We start from the raw sequence: 23,086 nt of genomic DNA on the forward strand, positions 1-23,086 counted from the left end.
ATGATTTCCTCGATGACCACCATCATTCGTCGTGAGCTCTTAATCGCATTTCGCCGTCAGGCAGACATTCTGAACCCGCTGTGGTTCTTTATTATTGTCATTACTCTCTTTCCTCTGAGTATTGGACCAGAACCTAATTTGTTAGCACGTATTGCAGCGGGCATCGTTTGGGTTGCCGCATTGCTGTCCGCCTTATTATCATTAGAGCGTCTATTTCGTGATGATTTTCAAGACGGTGCACTAGAACAAATGATGCTAATGCCGATTCCATTGCAACTTGTCGTGGTTTCAAAGGTCATAGCACATTGGTTGTTAACAGGGTTACCTCTGATTTTAATTAGCCCATTATTGGCGGTTTTACTTTCGCTCGACTTCAATACTTGGCTATCGGTTGTATTAACCTTGATGATCGGTACACCAACACTAAGTTTTATTGGCGCCATTGGTGTGGCGTTGACTGTTGGGTTGCAAAAGGGTGGCGTTCTTTTGAGTTTGCTTATTCTTCCGCTCTACATCCCAATTTTGATTTTCGCAACATCGGCAATTGATGCTGCGGCACTCGGTATGGCGTATAACGGTCAACTAGCGATTTTAGGTGCGATGCTAATGGGGGCGATGACATTAACGCCTTTTGCCATCAGTGCCGCATTGCGAGTTAGTGTTAACTAACTCAATAAAGTGCCAATGAAGCGGCGCTTGATCAAAGAATTATTATTAAAGCACTGCTACGGTCTCAACCCTTTAGACAGTGTCCCTGAAGTAAGAGTGAGAACAAAACATGTGGAAATGGCTACATCCTTATGCCAAGCCAGAAGCAGCTTATCGTTTGAGTGGTAAGTTTCTGCCTTGGTTTTCTGTATTGGCCCTCGTATGCTTATCGGTTGGTACGGTTTGGGGGCTTGCATTTGCGCCTTCAGATTACCAACAAGGTGACAGTTTCCGAATCATCTACATTCATGTCCCATCAGCTATTTGGTCTATGGGCGTTTATATGTCGATGGCGATCGCTGCATTTATTGGCCTAGTATGGCAAGTTCGCCTATCTGATATGGCGGCACTTGCGATGGCTCCGATTGGTGCAGTATTTACTTTTATTGCTCTACTTACAGGTGCTGTTTGGGGCAAGCCTATGTGGGGCACTTGGTGGGTATGGGATGCCCGTCTTACATCTGAATTGATTCTTCTATTTCTCTACCTTGGTGTGATTGCGCTTTACCATGCGTTTGACGATCAAAAAACCGCCGCAAAAGCTGCTGGTATTTTAGCGATCGTAGGCGTAGTAAACCTACCTATCATTCACTTTTCCGTGGAATGGTGGAACACGCTTCATCAAGGTGCGACGATCACGAAATTTGAACAACCTTCTATTTCATCCGACATGCTTTGGCCGTTATTGCTGAACATCTTTGGCTTTGCGTTCTTCTTTGGTGCCGTGACGATGGTCCGTTTTCGTAACGAAATCATCAGTAAAGAAAGTCACCGCCCCTGGGTGCGCAAACTCGCAACAGAACAAACTCAGTGAGGTAACTGATTATGCATTTTGAATCTCTGAGCGACTTTTTTGCCATGGGTGGCTACGCATCATACGTATGGAGTGCGTTTGGTATTACTTTCTTATCCATGCTGATTCTTCTGATCACTAGCCTTCGCCGCGGTGATGCATTATTGAAAGAAGTGAAAGCAAAAATTGACCGTCAAGCTCGTATCGACGCAGCGAAGAACATGGAGAACACCTTATGAACCCGAGACGTAAAAAGAGGCTAGGTATTGTACTAGCGATCTTTATCGGTATTAGTGCCACCATTGGTTTGATACTTTATGCGCTTAACCAAAATATGGACCTTTTCTACACTCCAACGGAATTGGTTAATGGTAAGCCAGATGGCACCAAGCCAGAAGTAGGCCAGCGTCTGCGTATCGGTGGAATGGTGGTTGTGGGCTCAGTTCGTCGAGATCCTAATTCTTTGAAAGTGAGTTTTGACCTGCACGATGTCGGTCCGAAAGTGACGATTACCTATGACGGTATTCTTCCTGACTTGTTCCGCGAAGGGCAGGGTATTGTTGCTCAAGGTGTACTGAAAGATGCCACGACAGTTGAGGCATTTGAGGTCCTAGCGAAGCACGATGAAGAATACATGCCACCAGAAATTGCAGAAGCGATGAAGAAAACGCATGAACCGCTTCAATACAGCACCGAACAGAAACAAGGAAGCGGCCAATGATTGCTGAAATCGGTCACTTTGCTCTCATTCTTTCGCTTGCAATGGCTGTGCTGTTGAGCGTATTGCCATTGTGGGGAGCATCGAATAATAACACCATGCTCATGAACACAGCGCGACCGCTATCTTGGTCTATGTTCCTGATGCTGTTGTTCTCTTTCGCCATTTTATGTTGGGGATTTTATACCAACGACTTCACGTTACAGTATGTAGCGAGCAACTCGAATAGTCAGCTTCCTTGGTACTACCGTTTAACCGCAGTATGGGGTGCGCACGAAGGTTCACTGTTGCTATGGGTTTTAATCCAAGCTGCTTGGACTGTCGCTGTAGCGACGTTTAGTCGTGGTATGCCGCAAGAGTCGGTTGCACGTGTACTTGCTGTTATGGGCATGATCTCAGTAGGTTTCCTACTGTTTATCATCCTAACGTCAAACCCATTCCTACGTACGTTACCGTTCTTCCCGGTTGACGGACGTGACTTGAACCCTCTGCTTCAAGATCCTGGTTTGATTGTTCACCCGCCAATGCTTTACATGGGCTATGTTGGTTTCTCGGTTGCATTCTCTTTTGCGATCGCATCCCTAATGACCGGACGCCTTGATACGGCTTGGGCTCGTTGGTCTCGTCCTTGGACAACCGCAGCCTGGGTATTCTTAACACTTGGTATCGCACTAGGTTCTTGGTGGGCTTACTACGAACTTGGCTGGGGTGGCTGGTGGTTCTGGGACCCAGTAGAAAACGCATCATTCATGCCTTGGTTAGCGGGTACCGCATTAATGCACTCTCTTGCCGTGACAGAAAAACGCGGCACATTTAAAGCGTGGACGGTACTATTGGCAATCTCTGCATTTTCGTTGAGTTTGTTGGGCACCTTCTTAGTCCGTTCCGGTATTTTAGTATCGGTGCACGCGTTCGCGTCTGACCCGTCGCGCGGTATGTTTATTCTAGGCTTCCTCGTTTTCGTTATCGGCGGCTCTTTATTGCTGTTTGCCGTAAAAGGGGCAGCAGTGCGTGTACGAGGTAACTTCGACTTAGTCTCACGTGAAAATGCGCTCTTAGCCAACAACGTATTACTTATCGCCGCTCTTGTTGTGGTGTTAGTGGGGACACTGTTGCCGCTCGTACACAAGCAGCTTGGTTTGGGGTCGGTCTCTATCGGTGCGCCATTCTTTGACATGCTATTTGCGTGGTTAATGATGCCATTTGCTTTCCTGCTTGGTATTGGCCCTCTTATTCGTTGGAAGCGAGACAATTTATCTAAACTTGTGAAGCCAATGCTCGTCTCAGGTGTGCTTGCTTTCGCCTTGGCCGCGCTATGCGTGTACCTGTTTGCCGATTTCTTCTCAACCATGGCTTACATTGGTTGGGTGATGGCGATTTGGATTATTGCGATGCATGGCTTTGAACTGTACGAGCGCGCAACGCACCGTCATAACTTTAGTGAAGGTGTTCGCAAGCTGCAACGTAGCCACTGGGCAATGATGTTGGGTCATGTTGGTCTGGCGGTATCTGTTATCGGTATTGCGATGGTACAGAACTACAGCATCGAGCGTGATGTACGTTTAGCACCTGGTGAACACTTCCAAATTCAAGGCTATGATTTCTATTTCTCAGGCTTGCGTGATAAAGATGGTCCAAACTACGATGGCTACATCGCAGACTTTGAGATCACACACAATGGCAAATACGTGAATACGCTTCACGCAGAGAAGCGCTTCTACCGTACGGCTAAGTCTATGATGACTGAAGCAGCCATTGACCGTGGTATTAGCCGCGACCTATACATTGCAATGGGTGAACGTTTAGACGACAACCGATCTTGGGCTGTTCGTATTTACTATAAACCGTTCGTTCGTTGGATTTGGGCTGGCTCTTTGATTATGGCATTAGGCGGCGCACTAGCGATTTCTGATAAACGCTACCGCTTCCGTAAATCGCCGAAGAAAAACGCGAAGTCAAAAGAGCAGGAGGCATAACATGAATAAGAAAATCTTATTTATTCCGCTTGTCGCTTTCATGATTCTAGCGGGCATTTTCGCAACCCAATTAATGCGTAACCAAGAGGGCGATGATCCAACTAAATTGGAGTCGGTTTTGGTTGGTAAGCCAGTTCCTGAATTTCATTTAGAAGATCTGGCTGAGCCTGGAAAACAGTACGACCAATCAATTTTTAAAGGTGAACCGTTGCTCTTGAACGTTTGGGCAACGTGGTGCCCAACGTGTTATGCAGAGCATAAATACCTAAACGAATTGGCGGGTAAGGGCGTTAAGATCATCGGTATGAATTACAAAGATGATCGTAATAAAGCAATAGGTTGGCTGAATGATCTCGGCAACCCGTACTTGATCAGCCTATTTGATGGCAGTGGTATGCTTGGCCTTGACCTTGGTGTTTATGGTGCTCCAGAAACATTCATTATTGATGCAAATGGTGTGATTCGCTATCGCCATGTAGGGGATGTAAACCCACGTAATTGGTCAGAAACACTGGAGCCGCTTTACAACAAATTGGTTGAGGAGGCGAAGCAATGAGAAAGCTAATTCTTGCCGTTTTTGCTGCGATGACATTATCTCTTGCTGCTCATGCGGCCATTGAAGTGTACGAGTTTGATAATTTGGAACAAGAACAGCAGTTCAAAGAGTTAAGCCATACGCTCCGTTGCCCTAAATGTCAGAACAACACGATCTCGGATTCTAACGCTGAACTTGCTCAGGACTTACGCCATAAGGTGTACGAAATGACCAAAGAAGGTAAGTCCAAAGATGAGATTGTTGATTACATGATCGCCCGTTACGGTAACTTCGTGACTTACAATCCACCATTTACGGTCGCGACTGCGATTTTGTGGCTAGGGCCACTCGCTGTAGTACTGGGTGGTTTTGGTTTGATTGTGCTGCGTAGCCGTAAATCTAAAGTTAAGGCAAAAGCGAGCAGTGACGAGCAATGGGATGAGCAAAAAGAAGCTCGTTTAAAAGCATTGCTTGAAGAAGAGAACAACGGAGATAAGAAGTAATGACACTATTTTGGATTTCCACCGTTGCTCTCACGCTTATTGCTTGTGCGCTGGTGGCTTTGCCGCTGCTTAAACAAAAAGCGAACAATGATGATGTGTTACGCGATGAGCTCAACAAGGCATTTTATAAAGACCGACTATCTGAGCTTGCAGAAGAAACTGACGAAGGTCTGGTTGAAAGTGAAGACGAACTGATTTCTGATCTAAAGCAATCACTGCTTGATGATATCCCTGGTGATAAAGCGCAAAAAGAAACCAAGGTTTCTCCAATCGCGGTTTTAGTTCCATCGGTAATTCTGACGGTGGTGCTGAGCTATGGCTTGTATTATAAATTTGGCGCGTCAGACGATATTGTTCAATGGCAAGAAGTGTCTGCAAATCTACCTGAGTTATCGAAAAAGCTGATGTCGGCTTCTTCTGAGCCGCTGAGTGACGATGAAATGGCGGATTTGACCCTAGCCCTTCGAACTCGCTTACATTACCAGCCGGAAGACTCGACAGGTTGGTTACTGCTAGGTCGTATTGCGTTAGCAAATCGTGATGTCACCACAGCTATCGATGCGATGGAAAAATCGTACCGCCTAGAGCCAAAAGACCCAGATGTGATGTTGGGTTATGCACAAGCTCTGATGCTGTCTCAAGAGGAAATGGATCAAGCGACGGCTCGCTCATTACTCGGCAAGCTGATGCAGCAAGACTATGTCGATCTGCGTGTGTTTTCTTTGTTAGCGTTCGATGCGTTTGAGCGTCAAGACTTCCCGGTAGCCATAAAGTACTGGGGAATCATGCAGCAAATGATTGGTCCAGAAGATAGCCGCTACGAGATGTTGTCACGCAGTATTGAGAGTGCTCGTAAGCAAATGGGCGAAGCGGTTTCACCGGATAAGAGTGTAGCTGTGACAATTAATGTGGCACCAAATGCTCAGTTGGATCCAAACGCAGTTCTGATTGTGTCAGTACATCGTTCAGATGGCTCTCCAATGCCTGTGGCTGCTGCTCGTTATCCGCTAGGTACTTTCCCTCGCACAGTCGTATTAGATGATGGCAATGCCATGATGCAAGGGCAAAAGTTATCTTCACTCGATAAGCTAATCGTCCGTGTGCGTGTAGATTCTGACGGTAACGTAGCAACGCGTGATCAAGATTGGCACGGAGAAAGTGACGTCGTTGAATTTGGCGCACCAGTAGAAGTGACCATTGATCAGCAGTATTAATTGTTAACATCTGTCTCTGAAACATGACAACGAGGTAGAGTCAGTTGCCTTTAGTGGTATGACTCTAAACGATCGAGTAGAATACCGAAGGCCAGCGATTGCTGGCCTTTATTTATTCCCATATCTGAGTCATCTTTACTATGTATCCTGCTCAACATACGTACAATGGTTAATCGGGGTGACTTAGGTACATTAATAGTCGTTATGGAAAATAAAATGTATAACAAGGGTAAATCTACCTTCTTGTTGCTGTTAGCCGTTGGACTGGTTGGCTGTTCAAGTGCGCCTGATGAAGCAGTAACAGGACAAGAAACAAATCAAACGACTTCTGATGTGTATGACCCGTTGGAAGGCTTTAACCGAACCATGTGGGAACTCAACTACGAATATTTAGATCCGTATTTGGTTCGTCCTGTATCACTTGCGTATGTAGAATACACGCCAGTTCCTATTCGTTCTGGTATCGCTAACTTCTTATCGAACTTAGATGAGCCAGCAAGCATGGTTAATAACTTAATCATGGGTAATGGTACGAAAGCCGTGGACCACTTTAACCGTTTTTGGATTAACTCGACGTTCGGTATTTTCGGTTTATTCGATATTGCAAGTGCCGCGGGTATTACGAAGTACGACGAGAAAGCGTTCAGTGATGCGGTAGGCCACTATGGTGTTGGAAATGGTCCTTACTTCATGGTTCCGGGTTATGGTCCGTATACCTTACGTGAAGTGACAGATACCGTAGATAGTACGTATTTACCCCTCTCTTATCTCAACTTCTGGGCGAGTTTGGGTAAGTGGGCGTTTGAAGGAATGGAGAAGCGTGCTTTATTAGTACCGCAAGAAGCGCAGCTAGACTCGTCGCCGGATCCATATATTCTAACTCGCGATGTTTATATCCAGCGTCAAAACTTTAAAGCAGAAGTTGAAACGGTAGAAGCAGTTAACATCGAAGAAGAAGAGTATTTAGATGAATATCTAGAAGACTTTTAAGCGTTGTTCTTCACAATAGAGAAATGAAAAAAGGCTTAGCTGATACTAAGCCTTTTTTGTATTTTGCAGCTTGGTTAGAAACGGTAGTTTGCTTGAACACCGATTAGCCAAACATTACCCGTAGTTTCGCCTACGAATTGGCCGCCGACTTGTTCTGCAGTGTCGTCTGACTTGTAACCACGAGACTCAACGATTGGTGCGTCTTTCGCAAAAATATAGGTGAAGCCAGCGTCTAGGCTGAAGTCTTTCGTCCAATCGTACGTTGCGCCAATACTTAGCCAAGTGCGGTCAGTTTCTGGAATAGTGATCGTACGGTTTTTGTCGCTTACCGCTGAAGTATCGTATGCAATACCAGTGCGTAGCGCTAGCTTAGGATCAAGCTGGTAAGTAGCACCAACAGCAAAGCGATAATTATCTTCCCAGTTTTCTACTTTAACCATATGCGTGCCTGCAGTATCTAGACGTGCTTCCAATTTCTCGAAAGAGCTCCAATCCGTCCAGTTAACGCTTGCGTGTAACGCAAGTTGGTCTGTTACTTGGTGGAAGCTTGCCAACTCAGCCGTTGCAGGCAGGTTTAGATACATGTAGCCGTTGTCGCGTTCAGAAGTACCGAAGCCAAAACCAAGACCTTCAGCATGGCCTTCAAGCTTCAGTTCAACTTCAGATTTGTACGCGAAGCCGATACGGTTATTTTCATTGATCTGCCATGCTGTACCAACTTGCCAGCCCCAAGCGGTATCGTCACCTTCCATGTATTTTAGAGCGGTACCTTGAGGAACACTGATTGGTTGATTAGTTTCAGGATTTAACCCTACAACGTTATTCTTAGGAGCTGCTGCGCCAAAGCTGCCTTCGCCGATGATGTAACGGATACCACCACCAACGCTGATTGATTCATTGACTTTGTAAGCTGCGTTCAAGTTCGCTTCCATTGTCGTTACGCTTGCTTCATTGCCGAAGTGCGAGGCACCAAAGCCTTTACCTAAATCGGTTTCCATGCCGTAGTTGGTGCCAAATGCCAAACCAATCGCGAATTTCTCATTATATTGGTGTGATAGGTAGAAGTTTGGAATGATTGCATCATGTGCGAAATCATCTGAAGATGCAGAAGAAGTACTACCGTGGAAGTTTACATCACCTTCAATATCAATATTTGGGTTCACATAGATTGCACCAACGGACACTTGAGTGCCTTCCAAATAAGTTAGCATTGCTGGGTTACGCCATTGTGCACTTGCGTTGTCAGCCATTGCTGCTTCACCAGCATATGCTCGACCTAGGCCTGTTGCAGAATATTCAGCAAGTTGGAAACCTGCTGCGTTAGCCATGCCCGTTGCGCCAAGTAGGCTTAATGCCACTGCTGTTGATAGAAGAGTCTTGTTGGTTTTCATTCGAATGTTCGCTGATTTGTTTATAACGTGGGACAAAAGTTTAAAGGTAGAGTTTTTACTTTAGAAATGAAAATCCAGCGTAAGTGGTCATTTGGAATATTATGCTTTTAAATGTTATTTGTGCGGTTTAATAATCTAACTGTGAAAGGCTTGTAAACGGAATTCAGCGAACAGCTGTGCGTCCTAATTGTGAGATTTAGATACACGTGTTCACTCAAATTGAGTGGGCAATAAATCGCAGATATGAAAAAAGGCTGGAAATCCAGCCTTTTATATAAAGTATTTTTCTACTAACTAACAGCGAAGCGTTTAGAAGCTACGGCTGTATTGTAAGCCGAATAGAATTGCATCAGCATGAGTTGTTGCTGTTACACCGGTAGAAAGAACAGGAGATAATTGAGTATTCTCATTAACTTTTACATCTTCACCTAACAAGTACGTGAAGCCAAAATCGATGTTTGAGCTATTATCAATATGGTAAGAGAAACCTGTGGAGAACCACTGGCGATCAGAGTCTGGTACCGAGATAGACGTTACTTTATCTTGAGCGCTTGTGTCGTACATGTAACCAGCACGAAGTGTCCAGTTGTTGTTTAGGTAGTAAGTACCACCAATTGCGTAGTGCCAGCCATCTTGCCATTGATAGTCTTTCGAGTAACCACCTTTAAGTAAACCCTGATTTAGGTTCTCAAAATCAATTTGGTCGAAATCTTTCCAGCCGATGTATTGGATGCTGTAGTGTACAGCAAACTTAGTGTCTTGGATTTTGTGGAAACCAGAAAACTCGGCCATATCTGGTAGAGGTAGCGTGATTTCCTGACCTTTGTCGTCTTTCGCCGTAAATTCAGGGCTGTAACGATACGCTAGACCAAAACGGTTGTTTTCATCTAGTTCGTACACAGTACCTACGTTAAAACCAACAGCCCAACCATCAGCTTTATCTACGTCCAGAATTTTTTGACCGCCAACCCTTGGGACTGAAGAGCTAGTTGTACGCTTCATTGTGCCTTGGCCGTAGATTAAATCTAAACCAGCACCAAAGCTCCATTGTTCGTTTAAACGGTAAGAACCCGCCAATCCAAAGTTGAAGCTTTTTACATCCGTAAGACCACCGTACTCTGTTGCGGTGTAGTTATCTGAAAATTCAGTTTTAGTGCCGAAATTAGAGTATGCGTTTACGCCCCATGCAAACTTGTCATTTACTGGAACGATTAGGTGAATGTTTGGAGCTATTGACGTATCACCCACATCATCAGTATCAGCAACACTTACAGTATTGGAGCCCAAAGGAGTATTAACGTTATATTTCGCATCTTTCACTTCAATCATTGAAGTAATGCTTTCGAAACCTAGCGAAAGTTCCATTTTATCAAACAGAGCCATTGCTGCTGGGTTACGAGCCATTACTGCTGCATTATCTGCGATTACTGCATCACCAGCAAATGCACGGCCGATGCCAGTTGCTGATTGAGCGTTGATTTGGAAACCCGCTGCCATCGATTGACCTGAGGCAAAAGCTACCGTTACTGCTAGGAGAGTCTTTTTAAACAGACGCGTGTTCTGAGTCATTTGTTTTTCCTTATTAGATTCGTCTCTTTGGACGATAAATTGAGCTTTTGCTCAGTGGCGCAGATAGTAGTATCAATAATTGCTTGGACAAATCCGACCATTGGATAAAATTGAATAAAAATTGCAGAAATGATGTCTAAAAGACGGGAAATTGCACTTAAAATGCATAATTTAGAGTTTAAGCTCTAAATGCTATAGCGGTGGTGAATGTTTTGTGCTATATTTATACAAAAATGCCGCTAAATAAGATCATTTAGCGGCATTTAACCTTTTGAAAGCTGGAAATCGTCGAAGTTGTTACATCGGCTTAATCATTGATGCAAGAGTCGTAGCGATAGCATCAATATTTTCACCTTCTTCCCCGACTAAAATCAGGCTTGAACTCCCAACGGGCTGAACGACTCCGGTCATGCCATCCTTACTAAAGTCGGTACTTTGTTCGCTTGGAATACCAGTAATAAATAACGTTACTTTACCTTTTGGACCTTGGAACACCATATGCACCGCATTGGATTCGCCAAAACCGCAGTGGTTTAGGTAGTAAACGTGATATGGAAAGTTTTCACTAAACTGGTAATGAAATGGCGACATTTTCGCATTAATTTGCGAGCTCGGTACATCCTCATCAAGATGACGAACAAACGGTTCTTCATGAATAACGTGTTTCATCGCGGTATCCGCTAAACTGGCTTGTGCTGGAGACACCAAAACATTTCCCCAGTTTACTTGGCCAACTAATAACCCTGCGGTGAACGCAATAGAAGCGGCAAGTGCCATTGCTTTGCGGACAAAGTTTGGTCTTACGACCTTCTCTTCATCAAGTGCACTCGACGTCTGGCTAAATAAAATCTTATCTGCGAGATCTTCGGGTACATCCACATTCATGGCTTGTTTAATTTTTACATCGAGATCCAAAACGTCATCAACAAACTTATTGTTGGCGTCGCTACCAGCTAAAGCTTGCAGAATCTCTTCATCCTTTTGTTTTGGATCCGACAAAATACGACGACGAAATTCTAAATCATCCATTCTTTTGTCCTCTCTTGGTATCTTGAGAATCCAACATCTCTTTAAGTTGATTACGAGCGCGAAATAGTCGAGTCATCACTGTGTTTTTATTTAAATCAAGAATGTCGCCAATCTCTTCTCCACTGAAACCACCGACAACTTGGAGAAATAAAGGCTCACGGTATTCAACATCGAGCTTCATGATCTGTGCCTGCAGCCATTCTTGCTGATGATGTGAGTCATCGCTGACTTTAGCATCATTGCCGTAATCATCGATATCAACTAAATCAAATTGTTTACGTTCGAAGCGGCGCGCATTTTCTCGTCTCAATATTGTGATGAGCCAAGACTTGGCAGCTTTTTCGTCTTGGAGGCTATCGAGTGACTTCCAAGCTCTAAGACAGGTTTCCTGAACTAGATCTTCCGCGACCGCTTTATCTTTGCACAACCAATATGCGTAGCGGTACAAGTCACGATGATACCCTCGGACGAGCGCTTCGTATTTTCTTTGCTTGTCCATATCAGAGTTGACCGGACTGTTGGAATTTTTCTTTCCAAACATTTTTAATATGGCCACAGGAGCCTCCATCCTCGCTCTGTGAGTTTCTTACTTGTTCTGAGCATGACTTTACTTGTTTCATCGCTTAGCGGTTTTGGTTGCAGGATTTGTCATGCAACCCCTTTGACACAATAAGCCATGTGGTTACCTAAAAGTGTATACGCAAATGTCAGATATCATCGAACACGAATTGATATATATTGTTAACAATATCATCATTAGTAATCAATGGCTTGGATAAGTTCACTCGATGGAGCATTAAAAGGGACTTCTGATGGTGGATTCTTGAATTGTTTTGAATCAATAATCGTTCTAGATGAGCTTAAAACTCGTAAAATCACTATAAAATTGATCTATTTCAAAATATCAAGCAGTGAAGGGGTTATAGTACACCTTGTCATCTCGTTAGTCATTGCGACTAACATGTTGAGCAAGATGACACTTCCTTTTGAAGGCTGACTTTACTTTCTCCTAATCAGGAAACTGATTACTTTTCAATTGGCGTAAGTTAATTGTTTTATAGATATTCCGACCACACAGCTATGTGTGGTTTTTTTTTGCTTCGATTTTACTTTCCGTATACCTCTTACCGTTTTAACTCTCTATAGTTAACCATTAGTAATCGCATAAGAATCAAAGAAGTAGAGTAATTGAACTACTTGCTTCACGTTTATTTAAACGCACGTTTGATAAATTTAACAAATTCATTACAATGCGTCAGGTCAGACCTCTTGTATTTAAGGAGAAACAATGGGCAAGCAGGAAGTAAAAACACGCAATGGTGAGCGTGTCGCTATTGTCGCGGGGCTTCGAACTCCCTTTGCTCGTCAAAGCACGGAATTTAGCCAAGTGCCAGCGGTCGATTTAGGGAAAATGGTAGTAAGCGAAATGCTTGCTCGAACAGATATTGATCCGAAGCTAATCGAACAAGTGGTATTTGGACAAGTAGTACAAATGCCTGAAGCGCCAAACATCGCACGAGAAATCGTGTTAGGCACTGGTATGAACATCCATACTGATGCATACAGTGTGACTCGAGCGTGTGCGACGAGTTTTCAAGCGGCGGTTAATGTCGCAGAAAGCATCATGGCGGGAACCATTGATATTGGTATTGCTGGCGGTGCAGACTCTTCTTCCGTCCTGCCTATTGGCGTATCAAAGAAACTGGCCGCTAATCTGCTTGCTCTTAGTAAGACAAAAACAATGGGTCAGAAGCTTAGTATCCTCAAAAACTTGAGCTTTAAAGACCTGATGCCAGTGCCACCAGCAGTAGCAGAGTACTCTACGGGTTTATCCATGGGACAAACTGCAGAGCAAATGGCTAAAACACATGGTATTTCTCGCGCAGAACAGGATGCGCTTGCACATCGTTCTCATACGCTGGCTTCTCAAGCTTGGAAAGAAGGAAAAATCCAAGATGAAGTGATGACGGCTTTCCCTGAACCATACAAAAAGTGGATTTCGGAAGATAACAATATTCGTCATGACTCAACGGTTGAGGGATACGCGAAATTGCGACCTGCGTTTGATCGTCAGTATGGCAGTGTTACGGCTGCGAACAGTACGCCATTGACTGATGGTGGTGCGGCAGTGATGTTGATGCGAGAAGGTAAAGCGAAAGAGCTCGGAATGGAGATCCTTGGTTACATCCGAGGTTATGCATTCTCTGCTATCGGCGTGGAAAAGGACATGCTGATGGGGCCGACTTATGCCACAGCGAAAGTGCTTGAAAATACAGGCTTGGAACTGTCAGACCTGACGTTGATCGACATGCACGAGGCTTTTGCTGCTCAAGCATTGGCGAATGTGAAGATGTTTGCTTCCGATAAGTTTGCTCAAGAAAACCTTGGTCGCTCAAAAGCGATTGGTGAAATTGATATGGATAAGTTCAACGTGCTTGGCGGATCAATTGCTTATGGTCACCCATTTGCTGCGACTGGTGCGCGTATGATGACGCAAACCCTACGAGAGCTAAAACGCCGTGGCGGTGGTACTGCATTGAATACTGCATGTGCTGCTGGTGGTCTTGGTGCGGCAATGATTCTGGAGGTTGAGTAATGAGCGAGCAAAAAGCATTTAGTCTAAAGGTTGATGAGCAAAATATTGCTTGGTTAGCCATCGATGTTCCTAATGAAAAAATGAATACGCTGCAGGCGGCTTTTGCTGACGAAATGAAAGAAATTTTTGCTCAGCTAAAAGACTCCAGTGGTATTAAAGGGATGATCATCCACTCCCTAAAACCGGACAATTTTGTTGCGGGCGCAGATGTTAGAATGCTAGAAGCATGCACCACAGCAAGTGAAGCGGAAGCCTTAGCAAGGCAGGGTCAGGAGTTGTTCCAGCAGCTATCGGACTTACCTTATCCTGTCGTTGCGGCTATTCATGGCCCATGTTTGGGCGGTGGTTTAGAACTGGCTCTTGCATGTGATTATCGTGTTTGTACGGATTCTGACAAAACGCGTTTAGGTCTGCCAGAAGTACAACTTGGTTTATTGCCAGGTTCTGGTGGTACTCAGCGTCTGCCACGTTTGATTGGCCTGTTACCGTCGTTGGACTTGATCCTGACGGGTAAACAACTTCGTGCGAAGAAAGCTAAAAAACTGGGCGTTGTGGACGCCTGTGTGCCGGACACCATTTTGCTCGACGTAGCAAAACAGTTTATCGACAAAGGTAAAAACAAGGGTACGAAAAAGCTATCGACGAAAGAAAAGGTGATGTCTGGTAGCGGGCTAGGGCGCAAGTTTGTATTTGAGCAAGCTGCGAAGAAAACGAATCAAAAAACCCGTGGTAACTATCCAGCAACGGTTGCAATTCTAGAAGTTATTCAACATGGCTTAGAGAAAGGCTTCGCTAAAGGCCAAGAACTTGAAGCGAAGCGCTTCGGTGAGCTTGTAATGAGCTCAGAGTCAAAAGCGCTCCGTTCGATCTTCTTTGCCACAACAGAAATGAAGAAAGAAAATGGCACGGATGCGAAACCAGCACCAGTTCATAAAGTTGGTGTGCTTGGTGGTGGTCTGATGGGCGCCGGAATCAGCCATGTGTCTGTTGCAAAAGCAAAAGTACCTGTTCGCATCAAAGACGTTAGCAACGATGGCGTTTTAAACGCGCTCAACTACAACTACAAGTTATTTGAGAAACAGCGCAAACGTCGCATTCTATCCAAGGCCGACCTGCAAGCGAAAATGCTGCAACTGTCTGGTGGTGTCGACTTTACCAGTTTTAATCATATTGATGTCGTAATTGAAGCCGTTTTTGAAGACCTAGATCTTAAGCAAAAAATGGTGGCGGACATTGAAGCGAACGCTAAGACAGAAACTATCTTTGCGACCAATACTTCTTCGTTGCCTATCCACAAAATTGCAGAAAAAGCGGAGCGTCCAGAAAACGTAGTGGGTTTGCATTACTTCAGCCCGGTAGAAAAAATGCCGTTGGTGGAAGTGATTCCGCATGAAACGACGTCAGATGAAACCGTTTCAACAGTTGTTGCACTTGCTAAGAAGCAAGGTAAAACCCCGATCGTAGTGAAAGACAAAGCGGGCTTTTACGTGAACCGCATTCTTGCTCCATACATGAACGAAGCGGCGCATATTTTGTTGGCTAACGAACCGATCGAAAAGATTGATACGGCGTTGCTTGATTTTGGTTTCCCTGTTGGCCCGATTACCTTGTTGGATGAAGTTGGTGTCGACATTGGCGCGAAAATTATGCCGATCCTGGTTAATGAGTTAGGTGACCGATTCAAAGGGCCGGATGTGTTTGATATCTTGTTAAATGATGGACGTAAAGGACGCAAGAGTGGTAAGGGGTTTTACACTTATAAGGGCAAGAAGAAAGATGTCGACAAATCGGTTTACAAACTGCTTAAGCTCGACCCTGAATCTAAGCTAAGCGATAACGATATTGCGTTGCGCTGTGTGCTGCCAATGCTGAATGAAGCGGTACGTTGTTTGGATGATGGCATCATTCGCTCGCCACGTGACGGTGATATTGGCGCGATATTTGGTATTGGTTTCCCACCGTTCTTGGGTGGTCCGTTCCGTTACATGGACCAATTTGGCATTAAAGAGCTCGTAGAGAAAATGAATGAGTTTGCATCGAAGTATGGCGATCGTTACGCGCCATGTGATGGTTTGCTTACTCGAGCTGGTGAAGGGACAACGTTCTATTAAACGTTGCTTCGGTAGAGAAAAAGGCTTGCCAGTGGCAAGCCTTTTTCATAAAGAAGAAATGGTTACTTCTTCTTGTCTTTATCATTCCACTGCTTTGAAGAGCAATCATCTGATTTGATGGATACATTGTCTCCGCTAAGGCGCACACAGTCGTCACTTAATTCGAAGCCATCGCCTTTGACTGAGATTTCAGCGTGAGCAGATGCCAATGGCAGTATAAGAGCCACAAGTAAAAGTGCTTTTTTCATGATTACCTCATTAAGTTATTTTTAGTGCGGTAATTAGAGCATAAGCCGCAATGGCGTAATTTCAATTTTCTGCCAATTATGGTGCCGATTCAATCTATGAGACCGACAACCTCATGGGTTTGTAGGTTCATTCTAGTAATCGACAATTTTATTTCTGTGCAACTAGATCACCCCAAGCCGCAATCTTTTGGCCGAAGTTGGAACTCTTCAATCGATCCTATTTCTTGTCCTAGATGGATGCGCGGAGCCTCCGAATGCGCTTGACCTTGAGAGTGCATGATCAAACGATTTGCAGTACGAGGTTTCAATTCGTTCACAACGAAGCGAATCATGTCTGCGCGCGTCAGCTTCTTCAACTCCGCAAGTACCTTGTCACGTTGGTTAAACTCAGTGTCTTTGTTTCCTATCGCAACCCAAAGACGTTGAGCCCGTCCTCGAAGTGTGGTGTCCGGCGTTGCTATTTGGTTCCACAAGCCGCGCTTACTGCTGTGCCATTGGTAATCGTTTAACTCTAACAGCACCATATAAAAGGCATTTAAAAACTCATCGATTGAGGTAACCAGCTCGGCAGGTGCTGCATTAGGTGACTGCACATACAGTACAATACCAGGGTGACGATTTAGCGGCATATTGCCAGTGCCTACCATGTAACCTAATTGCTGCTTGGTACGGATTTCGTGGAAAAACGTTGCCGACATAAGGTGATTGGCCAATGAGTATAGCGCGATACTACGAGGCTCAATATCCTCGCACTGGTGGTAAATAACGACCGCGGAATCTTGCTGGTTACAATGCACCTCACGTTGAAAACTGCCATTTTTACCTAGCATAATGAGCGGACGAAGTGCCTCTTCATAACGTTGCTCGTTAACTCTTAGAGCATCCTTCAAGGTCGTAGCCATGTCATGGGCTTGCTGGCGTTGCCAGTCTCCGTAAACAAACATTTCAACGTGCAGTTCTGCAAGAATGGATTCTACGAATACCGAGAGTTCATCGACTTCGATTTCTTCTAGCGCTTCGACTAAGGTTGCGAAAGGCGGGTTATTGGGTTGAAGTAACCCAGTAAGTGCGTTAAACAGCTGCGAAATAGGGCGATCTTGTGAAGCATTTCTCCAGTTTCGTAACAGTTGTTGTTTGATGGTTTCAAAGCGAGCAGGGCTGAAATCTCGAGAAGCAAAACGGTGTAGAATCATTTCTAGCAACTGAGGCAGCTTTTGACTGAACCCTGAGAGGGTTAAGGTCACGCCACCTTGGTGAGCGTACATGTTGTAACCCATCCCTGCGATTTCTGCTTGATAGGTTTCTTTTGCTAGCGAATCGAGGAACATCTCTACACATAAGCGCGTTTTGACGATGTTCTTTGGTGATGCAACGGCATGAGAGCTGTCGATAGCGACATAAACGACACCTTTTGGCACGCGAAACTCGTCATCTTGCAAATGCCACAGCCGAAACCCTTCGAGATCCTCAATCAACTCTGGCAGTGAATCACCATTTTCGAGTGGCATGGGGTCGAGGTCGTAGCAAATATAAGGGTTCTTTTCCGGTAAGACGAATTGCCAGCTTGGGTCGATTTGTTGATAGAAACGACGTTGGTCTTCACTAAAAGGTGTGACGGAGTACGGGGTAAAGTACCATTCGGCAGTACGGTTGTATTCCAGGCCTTTAGCAATCAAAGTGACGCGTACATTATCGATGGTTAAGTATCGCAGCAATGAACGCTGTAACTCCTCATCGTAGCCCGCCATTTTGTAGTCACCATAAACCGTGTCTTCCGGTTGATAGTGCTGCATGTTGATCACCAGATGGCTGACGAGATCCATTGGGCGCGATGGCTCTTGGAAGCGAAAAGCCGATTCTAATACCGCTTGTTTTTCGAGATAGCGCCATTCATCTAACCCGTCTTGTTTGATCATCGAGAGGTATTGAAAAACTGCTTGAACGATATCATCAACATGATCTAAGCCGTTTGGCGTCAGGGTGCAGCTTACGGTAAAGTCTCGGTAGTTACTGCCACTCGCGCCGCCGCCCGCTGAGAGAGAAGTAATCCAGCCTTTTTCTTTGAGTTGAAGCATCAAACTGCCTTCTCCTTCATAACCCAACAGGTGAGCAAAGTAGGAGAGTGGCTTCACGCTATAATGCGCATCCATTCCCGGCATGGGGAATGTGAGAATCAGTTTACGGAACTCTTTGAGCGGCTCGACTTGAACCAAAATGCCCGTGCTTTCCTCAGTGCCTATCGGTACATCAATCGATTTTCCACGAAGGTGGTGATTTGGGATGTCGGCAAACATGGTTTCTACCCAAGCTTGCTGTTCATCGAGCGACTGTGGCCCAAATAGAGTCAGTGTCATCAAATCGGCGGAATACTGAGAGTGGTGAAACTCCACAATTTCGTCGCGGATGGATTTACCATCTCGGTCGCCAAGAGTATCTAAGTTTCCGACAGAGAATTTTGAAAACGGGTGCTCTGGATTGATGACTTCTTTGTTAACTTGATACAGGCGACGAGAATCATCATTGAGTTTGAGCTTGTATTCGGAGTCGACAGCCTGGCGTTCTTTGTCTAATGCTTCTTCGTTAAACAAAGGTGCGGTAAAGAATTGGCTAAATCGATCTAAGGCACTTTCAAAGGCATTTGGAGCAATGTTGAAAAAGAAACAAGTGTGCTCTGTACCAGTCCAAGCGTTGTTTGTTCCACCGTGTTGGCTAATATAGCTTTGAAACTCGCCCACTTTAGGGTATTTTTCCGTACCCAAAAAAAGCATGTGTTCTAAATAGTGTGCCAGACCTTGGCGATCGTTTGGGTCGTCGAAGTGTCCAACGTTCACTGCCAGAGCAGCTGCCGACTGTTGAGCTGTATCGGAATGAATCAGCAGTACACGCAGTTCATTGCTCAAGGTAATGTAGCGGTATTGATTTGAATCGTTAGGACTTAGATGCACGATGCGTCTCCAGATTTCGCATTACAGTAATTTAGGCTCCCCTCGCGGGGGGCGCAAAGTTTGCGTTTCGACAAATACTGCTTGCCGTATTTTTGTTATTCGTAGACTTCTGCACAGGCCCATCGCGTTTGCGTATGGGGAAGAACTGTTTGAGTGAATGCTCTGAACTCATTGCACAGTTAAATAGTGTGATGAACTGAGTACATTCTTTTAATAGATTGTTAAGAAAGTCGCTATCTTTAACAAGCGAATTGGTATAATGAACAGATAATTATATCAGTATTTTTGTTTCGTCATTGTTAAAGTTAGCCCCGTCTATCTAATAAAGATAGCAGTCAACCTTTTGGTAGCGTTAGCTATCCCTAGGAAATAACATGAAAATATTCATCATGCGTCACGGTGAAGCCGAGCATTTTGCAGATTCAGACGCAGCACGACAATTGACCCCAAGAGGCAGAGTCGAATCAGAAGCGGTTGCGAGAGCCTGTAAAGAACAGGGTTTTGCGCAATTCGATAAAGTGTTGGTGAGTCCGTACATTAGAGCTCAACAAACTTGGCAAGAGATCAGTGCGTATTTCTCTGCAAAAAGCATTGAAACTTGTGAAGATATTACACCTTATGGCCAGTCCGAGCATGTCTTCGATTTCGCAAGTGCGTTAATAGAAGTCGAACAATTGGACTCGCTTTTGTTCGTATCGCATTTGCCTTTGGTCGGTTATCTGACTTCAGAGTTTGTAAAAGACATGACACCACCGATGTTTCCTACATCAGGGCTAGTGTGCATTGAATATGATTTACAAACACAAAATGGTGAAGTGCTATGGCATATTACGCCATAAGTGTCTAAACCAAAATAAGCGTTTGCAAATTAGAGACAGAATAAGAAAGGCAGGAGATCCCTGCCTTTTCGTTTCGTCGTGTCTACAGCAAGCTTGTTACTTTTCAGGAATTGAAAGCAACACTAACAACGCACCATCACCACCAAATTCTAGTGGCGCTTGGTGAAAAGCCATAACGTCAGGATGCTGTGCTAACCAAAGTGGGGCTTTCTGTTTCAGGATGTGTTTCCCAATACCATGTTGCACACACGCACAATGAATCTCGTTTTTGATGCAATAGGCTATCATCGCACCAAGCTCGCGTTTTGCTTCTTGCTGTGTCATGCCGTGCATATCGAGGAACACGTCCGGTACATACACGCCACGACGTAGACGTTTGACTTCATAAGTGGAGACGTCGTCACGTGCATAACGAGTTGGACCTTCATCGTTTAATAGAGGGACAAACTCGTCTGAAAAGTAAAATTCAGAGTCACTCGCTTCACGGTTGGAGCGCTTGATTTCTTTTTGCTTAGTATTTTTTTTTGGTTGCTGGATTATGGTATCCTGTCGCAACTTTTTTACGCCCTGTACTGCTTCCTGAAACAAGGCGAAATCGTCATCGTTCTCGGTGTCTTTTTTGCTCATTAGGTAAACAATTTCATTAATAAACTTTATTGGCAGTATTGTAGCGCTTTTCGGAGGCAATTTTGGATAAGATTTTTGTAGAAGAAGCGGTATCGGAACTGCATACCCTTCAAGATATGATTCGTTGGACGGTAAGCCGCTTTAATGCAGCGAACCTGTTTTACGGTCATGGTACTGATAATGCGTGGGATGAAGCAGTTCAGCTTATCCTGCCAACCTTATACTTGCCGATTGATGTGCCTCCGCACGTATTGAACTCTCGCCTAACGACAAGCGAGCGTCTGCGTATTGTTGAGCGCGTAGTAAAACGCATCAACGAGCGTACGCCAACAGCATACCTAACAAACAAAGCATGGTTCTGCGGTCTTGAGTTCTTCGTTGATGAGCGTGTACTTGTGCCACGTTCTCCTATCGGCGAATTGATTCAAGCGGAATTCCAACCTTGGTTGGTGGAAGAGCCTACGCGCATCATGGACCTATGTACGGGTTCTGGTTGTATCGCGATTGCTTGTGCGCACGCTTTCCCTGAAGCAGAAGTGGATGCTATCGACATCTCTACAGATGCTCTACAAGTGGCTGAGCAAAACGTACAAGATCACGGCATGGAGCAGCAAGTGTTCCCAATTCGCTCTGATTTGTTCCGTGATCTTCCAAAAGAGAAATACAATCTAATCGTGTCCAACCCACCATATGTGGATGAAGAAGACATGAACAGCCTGCCAGATGAGTTCACGCATGAGCCTGAGCTTGGGCTAGCTGCGGGTACGGATGGTCTAAAACTAGTGCGTCGTATTCTTGCTAACGCGCCAGATTATCTAACAGATAACGGCATTCTTATTTGTGAAGTCGGAAACTCAATGATTCATATGATGGAACAGTACCCAGAGATTCCATTTACTTGGATTGAGTTCGAGAACGGCGGTCATGGCGTGTTTATGCTAACGCGTGACCAGCTGGTTGAGTGTGCAGAAGAGTTTAAACTGTACAAAGACTAATAGAGTCTTGCACTAAACATCAAAACACCGAGCTTTATGCTCGGTGTTTTTTTATGCATACCTCGCCGATATTAACTCTTTACATCAAAACGTAATAAAGCCACTATGAATCCACGAAGAATTGGAAAGCAGCTATGCTCTGTTTTGAGAGAGCGTGGCGATAAAAACTTGAGGAAGTAATGGCAGGAAACAGTATCGGACAACATTTCCGAGTGACGACATTCGGGGAAAGTCACGGTATCGCACTGGGATGTATCGTAGACGGATGTCCTCCGGGGTTGGAAATTACAGAAGCAGATCTACAAATTGATCTCGACCGCCGTCGTCCAGGCACATCACGTTACACCACACAACGTCGTGAACCGGATGAAGTTAAAATTCTTTCTGGCGTTTTTGAAGGCAAAACCACGGGCACATCGATCGGTTTGCTAATTGAAAACACCGATCAGCGCTCAAAAGACTACTCTGACATCAAAGATAAGTTCAGACCGGGTCATGCTGATTACACTTACCACCAAAAATATGGCATCCGCGACTATCGCGGTGGCGGCCGTTCTTCAGCTCGTGAAACCGCAATGCGTGTGGCTGCTGGTGCAATCGCGAAGAAATACTTAAAAGATGAGTTTGGTGTTGAGATTCGTGCTTACTTGTCACAAATGGGTGATGTATCTATCGACAAGGTAGATTGGAACGAAATCGAGAACAATGCATTCTTCTGCCCTGATGCTGACAAAGTAGAAGCATTTGACCAACTTATCCGTGACCTGAAAAAAGAAGGTGACTCTATTGGCGCAAAAATCCAGGTTGTGGCAACTAACGTGCCTGTTGGTCTTGGGGAACCCGTATTTGACCGTTTGGATGCAGACATCGCGCACGCACTAATGAGCATCAACGCGGTGAAAGGCGTAGAAATCGGAGACGGTTTCGAGGTGGTAAACCAAAAAGGCAGTCAGCACCGTGATACGCTTGCTCCTGAAGGTTTTGGTAGTAATCATGCGGGTGGCATTCTTGGTGGTATCTCGACTGGTCAAGACATTGTCGCAAACATTGCGCTTAAGCCAACATCAAGTATCACTGTGCCGGGTGAGACCATCACAAAAGAAGGTGAACCAACTCAGTTGATCACCAAAGGTCGTCATGACCCATGTGTTGGTATTCGTGCTGTGCCTATCGCAGAAGCGATGCTGGCAATTGTGGTGATGGATCATTTACTACGCCACCGTGGTCAAAACCATGGCGTAACAACTGAAACACCGAAGATTTAAGAGCTTTGTGTCATTCCAGCGAGCTATAGCGAGA

Annotated in this window: 20 protein-coding genes and 1 pseudogene; 14 read left to right on the plus strand and 7 right to left on the minus strand. The window is 44.9% G+C overall.

Annotated features, from left to right (window positions below):
* The 9 genes from ccmB (at window position 1) to R7190_RS13640 (ending at window position 7,437) form a co-directional block, all read left to right on the plus strand.
* Window positions 1–669 (plus strand): heme exporter protein CcmB, encoded by a 669-nt coding sequence (ccmB, locus tag R7190_RS13600; protein ID WP_005380512.1) that lies wholly within the window; start codon window positions 1–3, stop codon window positions 667–669.
* Window positions 670–778: 109 nt separating this feature from the next.
* A complete protein-coding gene (locus tag R7190_RS13605) occupies window positions 779–1,522 on the plus strand; it encodes a heme ABC transporter permease (RefSeq protein ID WP_005380513.1) in 744 nt (247 codons plus the stop codon).
* A gap of 11 nt (window positions 1,523–1,533) precedes the next feature.
* Window positions 1,534–1,740 carry a heme exporter protein CcmD gene (gene ccmD / locus R7190_RS13610; protein WP_005380515.1) on the plus strand — a complete coding sequence of 69 codons (207 nt, stop codon included), beginning with the start codon at window positions 1,534–1,536 and terminating at the stop codon, window positions 1,738–1,740.
* On the plus strand, window positions 1,737–2,222 hold the full coding sequence (gene ccmE, locus R7190_RS13615) for a cytochrome c maturation protein CcmE (protein ID WP_005380516.1): 486 nt from the start codon (window positions 1,737–1,739) through the stop codon (window positions 2,220–2,222). The genes ccmD and ccmE overlap by 4 nt, the downstream gene beginning before the upstream one ends.
* On the plus strand, window positions 2,219–4,195 hold the full coding sequence (locus R7190_RS13620) for a heme lyase CcmF/NrfE family subunit (protein ID WP_186584735.1): 1,977 nt from the start codon (window positions 2,219–2,221) through the stop codon (window positions 4,193–4,195). Before ccmE ends, R7190_RS13620 begins: the two co-directional genes overlap by 4 nt.
* Window position 4,196: 1 nt before the next feature.
* Complete coding sequence (locus tag R7190_RS13625) at window positions 4,197–4,751, plus strand: DsbE family thiol:disulfide interchange protein (protein ID WP_005380518.1); 555 nt, start codon at window positions 4,197–4,199, stop codon at window positions 4,749–4,751.
* The gene (locus R7190_RS13630; RefSeq protein WP_005380519.1) at window positions 4,748–5,233 is read left to right on the plus strand and encodes a cytochrome c-type biogenesis protein; all 486 of its coding nucleotides are present in this window, start codon (window positions 4,748–4,750) and stop codon (window positions 5,231–5,233) included. The genes R7190_RS13625 and R7190_RS13630 overlap by 4 nt, the downstream gene beginning before the upstream one ends.
* Window positions 5,233–6,447 carry a c-type cytochrome biogenesis protein CcmI gene (gene ccmI, locus R7190_RS13635; protein WP_186584737.1) on the plus strand — a complete coding sequence of 405 codons (1,215 nt, stop codon included), beginning with the start codon at window positions 5,233–5,235 and terminating at the stop codon, window positions 6,445–6,447. Before R7190_RS13630 ends, ccmI begins: the two co-directional genes overlap by 1 nt.
* 216 nt (window positions 6,448–6,663) lie before the next feature.
* Window positions 6,664–7,437 (plus strand): VacJ family lipoprotein, encoded by a 774-nt coding sequence (locus R7190_RS13640; protein ID WP_186584739.1) that lies wholly within the window; start codon window positions 6,664–6,666, stop codon window positions 7,435–7,437.
* 74 nt (window positions 7,438–7,511) lie between these two features.
* Here the strand turns inward: R7190_RS13640 and R7190_RS13645 are convergent, their stop codons facing one another.
* The 4 genes from R7190_RS13645 to R7190_RS13660 form a co-directional block, all read right to left on the minus strand.
* Window positions 7,512–8,828 carry an outer membrane protein transport protein gene (locus tag R7190_RS13645; RefSeq protein WP_042522518.1) on the minus strand — a complete coding sequence of 439 codons (1,317 nt, stop codon included), beginning with the start codon at window positions 8,826–8,828 and terminating at the stop codon, window positions 7,512–7,514.
* Window positions 8,829–9,137: 309 nt separating this feature from the next.
* The gene (locus tag R7190_RS13650) at window positions 9,138–10,397 is read right to left on the minus strand and encodes an outer membrane protein transport protein (protein ID WP_186584741.1); all 1,260 of its coding nucleotides are present in this window, start codon (window positions 10,395–10,397) and stop codon (window positions 9,138–9,140) included.
* A gap of 297 nt (window positions 10,398–10,694) precedes the next feature.
* On the minus strand, window positions 10,695–11,426 hold the full coding sequence (locus tag R7190_RS13655; protein WP_186584743.1) for a DUF3379 domain-containing protein: 732 nt from the start codon (window positions 11,424–11,426) through the stop codon (window positions 10,695–10,697).
* On the minus strand, window positions 11,419–11,994 hold the full coding sequence (locus R7190_RS13660) for a sigma-70 family RNA polymerase sigma factor (protein ID WP_005380528.1): 576 nt from the start codon (window positions 11,992–11,994) through the stop codon (window positions 11,419–11,421). The genes R7190_RS13655 and R7190_RS13660 overlap by 8 nt, the downstream gene beginning before the upstream one ends.
* Window positions 11,995–12,714: 720 nt before the next feature.
* Between R7190_RS13660 and fadI the strand changes: the two genes are divergently transcribed.
* Window positions 12,715–14,022, plus strand: coding sequence for an acetyl-CoA C-acyltransferase FadI (gene fadI / locus R7190_RS13665; protein ID WP_186584745.1), 1,308 nt, complete (start codon window positions 12,715–12,717; stop codon window positions 14,020–14,022).
* On the plus strand, window positions 14,022–16,133 hold the full coding sequence (fadJ, locus tag R7190_RS13670; protein ID WP_005384446.1) for a fatty acid oxidation complex subunit alpha FadJ: 2,112 nt from the start codon (window positions 14,022–14,024) through the stop codon (window positions 16,131–16,133). The genes fadI and fadJ overlap by 1 nt, the downstream gene beginning before the upstream one ends.
* A 68-nt stretch (window positions 16,134–16,201) precedes the next feature.
* Here fadJ and R7190_RS13675 read toward each other — a convergent pair.
* Window positions 16,202–16,381, minus strand: a pseudogene (locus R7190_RS13675) (CG2 omega domain protein); the annotation flags it as partial.
* A 167-nt stretch (window positions 16,382–16,548) separates the two neighbouring features.
* Window positions 16,549–19,326: an insulinase family protein gene (locus R7190_RS13680; protein ID WP_017635935.1), complete on the minus strand. Its 2,778-nt coding sequence runs from the start codon at window positions 19,324–19,326 to the stop codon at window positions 16,549–16,551.
* Between the two features lie 374 nt (window positions 19,327–19,700).
* On the opposite strand from R7190_RS13680, the gene sixA reads away from it, so the two are divergent.
* Entirely contained in the window at window positions 19,701–20,165 is a 465-nt protein-coding gene (gene sixA / locus R7190_RS13685; protein WP_005380537.1) for a phosphohistidine phosphatase SixA, read from the plus strand.
* Between the two features lie 96 nt (window positions 20,166–20,261).
* Here the strand turns inward: sixA and smrB are convergent, their stop codons facing one another.
* Window positions 20,262–20,792: an endonuclease SmrB gene (gene smrB / locus R7190_RS13690; RefSeq protein WP_005380539.1), complete on the minus strand. Its 531-nt coding sequence runs from the start codon at window positions 20,790–20,792 to the stop codon at window positions 20,262–20,264.
* A 62-nt stretch (window positions 20,793–20,854) separates the two neighbouring features.
* Between smrB and prmB the strand changes: the two genes are divergently transcribed.
* Both prmB and aroC read left to right on the plus strand, forming a co-directional pair.
* The gene (prmB, locus tag R7190_RS13695) at window positions 20,855–21,787 is read left to right on the plus strand and encodes a 50S ribosomal protein L3 N(5)-glutamine methyltransferase (protein WP_005380541.1); all 933 of its coding nucleotides are present in this window, start codon (window positions 20,855–20,857) and stop codon (window positions 21,785–21,787) included.
* Window positions 21,788–21,966: 179 nt separating this feature from the next.
* Entirely contained in the window at window positions 21,967–23,052 is a 1,086-nt protein-coding gene (gene aroC, locus R7190_RS13700) for a chorismate synthase (protein WP_031780893.1), read from the plus strand.
* Window positions 23,053–23,086: the final 34 nt, after the last annotated feature.

The organism is Vibrio sp. 1078-1 (assembly GCF_033340475.1).

Bases quoted from the DNA above. Each gene is read 5' to 3' on its own strand.
- fadJ (WP_005384446.1), top strand. From the start codon at position 14,022: ATGAGCGAGCAAAAAGCATTTAGTCTAAAGGTTGATGAGCAAAATATT.
- aroC (WP_031780893.1), top strand. From the start codon at position 21,967: ATGGCAGGAAACAGTATCGGACAACATTTCCGAGTGACGACATTCGGG.
- fadI (WP_186584745.1), top strand. From the start codon at position 12,715: ATGGGCAAGCAGGAAGTAAAAACACGCAATGGTGAGCGTGTCGCTATT.
- R7190_RS13655 (WP_186584743.1), bottom strand. From the start codon at position 11,426: ATGGATGATTTAGAATTTCGTCGTCGTATTTTGTCGGATCCAAAACAA.
- R7190_RS13630 (WP_005380519.1), top strand. From the start codon at position 4,748: ATGAGAAAGCTAATTCTTGCCGTTTTTGCTGCGATGACATTATCTCTT.
- ccmD (WP_005380515.1), top strand. From the start codon at position 1,534: ATGCATTTTGAATCTCTGAGCGACTTTTTTGCCATGGGTGGCTACGCA.
- R7190_RS13605 (WP_005380513.1), top strand. From the start codon at position 779: ATGTGGAAATGGCTACATCCTTATGCCAAGCCAGAAGCAGCTTATCGT.
- ccmI (WP_186584737.1), top strand. From the start codon at position 5,233: ATGACACTATTTTGGATTTCCACCGTTGCTCTCACGCTTATTGCTTGT.
- R7190_RS13640 (WP_186584739.1), top strand. From the start codon at position 6,664: ATGTATAACAAGGGTAAATCTACCTTCTTGTTGCTGTTAGCCGTTGGA.
- R7190_RS13620 (WP_186584735.1), top strand. From the start codon at position 2,219: ATGATTGCTGAAATCGGTCACTTTGCTCTCATTCTTTCGCTTGCAATG.
- sixA (WP_005380537.1), top strand. From the start codon at position 19,701: ATGAAAATATTCATCATGCGTCACGGTGAAGCCGAGCATTTTGCAGAT.
- smrB (WP_005380539.1), bottom strand. From the start codon at position 20,792: ATGAGCAAAAAAGACACCGAGAACGATGACGATTTCGCCTTGTTTCAG.
- R7190_RS13660 (WP_005380528.1), bottom strand. From the start codon at position 11,994: ATGGAGGCTCCTGTGGCCATATTAAAAATGTTTGGAAAGAAAAATTCC.
- R7190_RS13625 (WP_005380518.1), top strand. From the start codon at position 4,197: ATGAATAAGAAAATCTTATTTATTCCGCTTGTCGCTTTCATGATTCTA.
- ccmB (WP_005380512.1), top strand. From the start codon at position 1: ATGATTTCCTCGATGACCACCATCATTCGTCGTGAGCTCTTAATCGCA.
- R7190_RS13645 (WP_042522518.1), bottom strand. From the start codon at position 8,828: ATGAAAACCAACAAGACTCTTCTATCAACAGCAGTGGCATTAAGCCTA.
- R7190_RS13650 (WP_186584741.1), bottom strand. From the start codon at position 10,397: ATGACTCAGAACACGCGTCTGTTTAAAAAGACTCTCCTAGCAGTAACG.
- ccmE (WP_005380516.1), top strand. From the start codon at position 1,737: ATGAACCCGAGACGTAAAAAGAGGCTAGGTATTGTACTAGCGATCTTT.